The organism is Teichococcus vastitatis (assembly GCF_003604215.1).
Lineage (GTDB): Bacteria > Pseudomonadota > Alphaproteobacteria > Acetobacterales > Acetobacteraceae > Pseudoroseomonas > Pseudoroseomonas vastitatis.
The window spans coordinates 1-4,916 of record NZ_QXGS01000086.1; the positions used below are offsets into that span (position 1 = coordinate 1).

4 protein-coding genes are annotated in these 4,916 nt (G+C 61.7%); all 4 read right to left on the minus strand.

The features are described from left to right. On the minus strand, positions 1-404 hold a 404-nt coding region (locus D2K64_RS22755; RefSeq protein ID WP_202910801.1), incomplete at its 3' end, for a hypothetical protein. After that, positions 392-1,183, minus strand: a complete 792-nt coding sequence (locus tag D2K64_RS22760) for an outer membrane lipoprotein-sorting protein (RefSeq protein WP_157986068.1) — start codon at positions 1,181-1,183, stop codon at positions 392-394. The genes D2K64_RS22760 and D2K64_RS22755, both read right to left, overlap by 13 nt. Before the next feature lie 4 nt (positions 1,184-1,187). Then, positions 1,188-3,509 (minus strand): efflux RND transporter permease subunit, encoded by a 2,322-nt coding sequence (locus tag D2K64_RS22765; protein ID WP_120010667.1) that lies wholly within the window; start codon positions 3,507-3,509, stop codon positions 1,188-1,190. Between the two features lie 5 nt (positions 3,510-3,514). After that, positions 3,515-4,801, minus strand: coding sequence for an aminotransferase class I/II-fold pyridoxal phosphate-dependent enzyme (locus D2K64_RS22770; protein ID WP_157986070.1), 1,287 nt, complete (start codon positions 4,799-4,801; stop codon positions 3,515-3,517). Between the last annotated feature and the right edge of the window lie 115 nt (positions 4,802-4,916).

Below are 4,916 nucleotides of genomic sequence, written 5' to 3' on the forward strand. Positions count from 1 at the left end.
TAATCCTCAACGATATCGAGCGCGTTGAAAATGTTGGCCGGATTTTTGGCATCCAGAAAGCCCCAGCGTTCATCGAGCATGCCTGCGCGGATGCTGTAACGCTCCATGCGATGCTCGAGGAAGGCTTCCGATGCATCGCCAAAGATCTTTTGGTCTGCGAAGATCGTGGCGACGGCGCGGCTATTCAGTACCAACTCCGTCTCCGGCCCCAGCTCGGCTGCACCCTGCAGGCGCAGCTTTACGTAAGGCTGCACGGCAGCATCCGACTGACTGGTGAAGGCAGGGGCCTGGGTGAACACCTCCGTCCCGGTCTCAAGGGAGCCGCGCAAGCTCTGCGCCACGGCTAAATGGGAGACCATAGCCAGGCAGAGCCCAAGGCCGAGCCGCATGCTCAGCGCGCCCACCTCTCGATGCGCTCAGCATTGTAGTCGGCCTCGGACAGCCCGGTGCCGAAGCGATAGTTGCTCCACAGGATCTGGCTCACGTCATTTGTCACATGGTTGGTCATCACCGTCCGCGCAGGTCGCCAGTAGCGGCCGACCTTCCTATAGTCGAAGAACTCAAGTGTCTTAAAGTGTCGGCCACTCAAGTCAAAATACTTGATATTGCGCGGCTGCAGGATCGCCATATCGATGGTTTCAACCAGCTTGGAATAAGAAGAGTACTCGTATCGCGGGATGTTGGCGATTGTCTCGCAAGGTTTAGGTGCACCGCAGTTCACCGTCTCGACATACTGGTAGTCGTATTTCTCCAGCTCCCAGCGGACGATGTCCTCGAACGAGAACTCCGAGCCGGCAAAGGAACCAGTCTTGTCCCGCGCCGAGAGCCGCCGTGTGCGATTGAGCTGCGGCAGGTAGATCCATTGCTGGTCTGGCCGCAGGATCTCGGAATGGTTCAACGAAACGAAGCCGGCGAGGTCACGTGGCTCATGGAACACCACGGCACGACGGTCACCGCCGGGCTCGCGCTCAAGCGTGTTCATGGTGAAGCTGCGCCGCGAGCCGCCGTTGATGGTCAGCACACCTTCAACCACTTCGTCGCCATACTCAGCGTCAGATTGAGAAACCTGCGAAGCGATCTGGCGACCTCGCGCATCACCCTGTGCCAAAGCAGCATCCAAAGACAAGGACAGGCTCAGCAGGCAGGCCGACGCCGCCAGGATATTTCGGAAAGAAACTGGCATGAGATTATGCATCCTTCTTCGAGAGCAGCGTGAAGGCGGCGGGGATGAACAACAGGTCGAAGATCACCGCGATGACAATCACGATGCCGGTCATCAGGCCGAGCCAAGCGTTGATCTGGAACCCCGACAGCGCCAGCGTGAAAAAGCCGGCGGCGAGGCAGACGGTGGTCGCCAGCATGCCCGGGCCGATCTCAGTGAAAGCCTCACGGGCTAATTCGGCCGAGCGCAGGCCGCGCGCCCGCGCGCGTCGCAGCGCGGTCATGCTGTGGATCGTGTCATCGACAACGATGCCAAGGGTGACAGCGACAACGGCAGCAACTGCCATACCCACCTCACCCACGAGCAGGCCCCAGCCGCCGAGCGCCGCAATGGCAGGCAGGATGTTCGCCACCATGGCGACACCGGTCATCCAGAAGCTCCGGAAAGCCAGCAACAGCATCCCGCCGACCACCGCAAACTCCAGGCTGGTGCCCAGCACCATGTTCTCGATGTTGCGCATACCGATATGGGCGAACATCGTGGTTGTGCCGGTAGCCTCCGAGCCGCTGGACAGAAGCGGTGCCTCCCGAGCGATCCAGGCGCTCGCACGGTTGGCAAGAGCCAGAGTCTCGGCGGTAGAGACGTCCTTAAGCGCTACGGTCATGCGACTGGCTGAACGATCTGCTGTGACCTGCTCACGCAGATCCATGCCGAAGGGCAGCCGCATCTCATAGAGAGCCAGAAGCTGTGCGGCAATCGCCGGATCCGCCGGAACGCGGTAGGCCTCGGCGGCGCCGTCCAGCATGGCGCGATGCACCATTTTGATCCGGTCCGCATGATTGGCGACGTGGGTGACCTCCGGCTGTGCCCGCATCCACTGGCCAAAGCGGTCCAGCGCCGTCAGATAGCCCGGGTTGGACACGCCGGCATCGGCTGGGGACGGCAGATCGTATTCAAGGGTGTAGAAGCCACCGAGGGTTCTATTCAGCGCGTCGGCGTCGCGGCGAAACTCGAAGCGCTCGTCGAAATAATGCACATAGCGGTCATCAAGCCGGTTGTTGCCGATGAAGGCGGCGGCTCCCAGCGCCGGGATCAAGGCCAGCAGCATGGCCGGAAAGGGCCGCCTCGCTGCCCACCCGGCAACACGGCCGATGGCCGGTCCGAACCGAACCAGCGCTTCACGGCCCTTCCAAGGGATCAAAGTCAGCAGGGCCGGACCGATGGTCATGGCGTAGATGTAGGCGAAGACCGTCCCAAGGCCGCAGAGCAGGCCAAGATGCGCGAAAGGCGGTGAATCCGAGAACAACAGGCTGAAGAAGCCGACTGCGGTGGTGAGCGATGCCAGAAGGACAGGCCAGGCGGTCATCTTCGCAGCGTGTATCACTGCCGCCCTTCGGTCGTGACCCTTGTGGCGCGCCTCGGCTGCCGCGAAGGCGAAGTGCACGGTATCGCAGACCGCGACGATGGTGATCACGAACGGGGCGGCCACCGAGACCGAGGTCATCGGAACGCCAAGGTAGCCGCCGACGCCGAGTGCCGAGGCGATCGCCGCGGTGATCACGGTGAACGAGATTAGTACCGGAACTAGGCTGCCCACCATCAGCCAAAGAAGCGCCAGCAGCACAACGAACATCAACGGGATCAACAAGGCGCTGTCCTGTGCCGAAGCCTCACCGAAAGTGGTATTCAACGCCATGCTGCCCGAGATCCGGAAGGTCAGCTCTGGATAGGCTTCGCGCCATTGCGCCACATGGTTCCGTAGCTCCCCGGTGAGGCCTTCACTGGCCTGGGCCACCTGATCGGGCGGAATACGGAACTTCAATGCGACCAGTGCGGTACGGAAGTCCTCGGTAAGAAGGCGGCCCATCAGCAGATCAGTCTGCTGCGCTCGTTCGCGCAGCCGCTCAAGGCTCGGAGTATCGGTCGGATCGCCCAGACGCCAAAGCTGGTCGATCACTAACCCTTCCCCATCCCCGCTGGCGATCTGGAAATTCGTCGGTGCGTCGACCCGCTTGACCATGGACATGGTCCACAAATCGTCAACGATCGTTGCCATTGCCGTGAGGCGCTCCGGCGTGACCAGATCGCCGGTCTTGGCTTCTATCAGCAGAAGCAGGGTGTCGTCCTTGCCGTAGCGCGCCTCGAACGTCTCCAATCGTGCGAGATCCGGATTGTCGCTGGCGAAGAACACGCGTTCATCAGAACGGAAATGGAGGAAGCCAGCGCCGACTGAAGAAGCCACGACCAGGATCAACGCGATCAGGAGCGACAGCCACGGCTTGCCCAGCAGGATCTCGAACATCCGAGTTCGATGATCTGTGAACATCACCGGCGGCTCGACCAGCATCCGGTTCAATCCGCCAGCTCCTTCTGCAGCAGGTCGAGAGTATGGTGGATCTGCGCCGGCTCGTGCATGGCGGTGATAAAGAAGCGGATGCGCGAGCTGTCACGCGGCACGACAGGGTAGAGGATCGGATGTGCCAGCACGCCCTGCTCGAACAACCGCGAGGCAACCCGCAGTCCCTTCATGTCATGGCCGATGATCACTGGCACGATAGGGGCTAGGCCGGCCGCGTCACCGATGTCCATGCCGCGATCGCGGGCTTCCACGCAGAACATGCGGGAGTTTTCCTGCAGCCGTGCCACGCGCTCCGGCTCAGCCTTCAGCACCCGCAGCGCCGCCAGGGCCGCGGCAGTGTTCGCCGGCGAGATCCCGGTGCTGTACAGCAGCAAACCAGGGGCATAAGTGCGCAGCAGGGCGATCATGGGTTTGCCACCGCAGATGAAGCCACCGCAACTGCTGAAGCTCTTGGATAGCGTTCCCATGACGATGTCGATACCGCTGGACGCCAGGCTCCAGTGCTCGGCCAGGCCACGGCCGGTTTCACCCAGCGTGCCGATCGAGTGCGCCTCATCGACCATGAGCCAGCAGCCCCAGCGCCTTTTGATTTCCAGCAGGCGCGGCAGGTCGGCGATATCGCCGTCCATGCTGTAGGAGCCTTCTACCAGGATAATAACGCGATCGGCGTGATCGCGGTGCTCAGCAAGGATGCGCTCCAGCGTGTCATAATCGTTGTGGGGGAAAGCCATGCGGCGGGCGCCGGACTGCACCCCGCCGGCAATGCCGCTGTTGTGCATCAGATTGTCATGCACCAGCAGATCTTTCTTGCCCAGCAGGTAGGCCAGCACCGAGACGTTGGCACCGTAGCCGCTGACGCAGACTACGGCGTCCTCATGGCCGGTGAACTCGGCTAGCTCTTGCTCCAACTCGCGATGCGCATCGATTTCACCACCCACCATGCGCGCAGCGCCGGCATGGCTGCCATAGATCTGCACCGCCCGCTGCGTCGCCTCGACCACCCGCGGATCATTCGCCAAGCCGAGATAGTTGTAGCCCGAGAACAGTAGCTTGCGACCCTGCGGCGTATCGATCTCTGCTTCCATGCGGCCGCTGCGGGGCAGGAAATAATAATCGGCGAATATCTTGTCGCGTTGGAACGCGTTCTGCATCGACTGGTAGCTTACCCAATCAGGCATGGTCGAGAAGTCAGTCATCCGGCCGTAATCGACCCGCGGCGCGGGGGCGGTCTTGCTGTCGCAGACCAGCGCGCGCAGCGATCCCAGGATGTCACTCGGCATCGTCATGATCCTTGATAAAGGCCGGGTTTATTCTGCAGCCAGACTGACCGCAGGCTTGTCGTGCTCGTTCAATCCCATCTGCGCCAGAATGGTGCGGCTCAGCGTTGTCAACGTC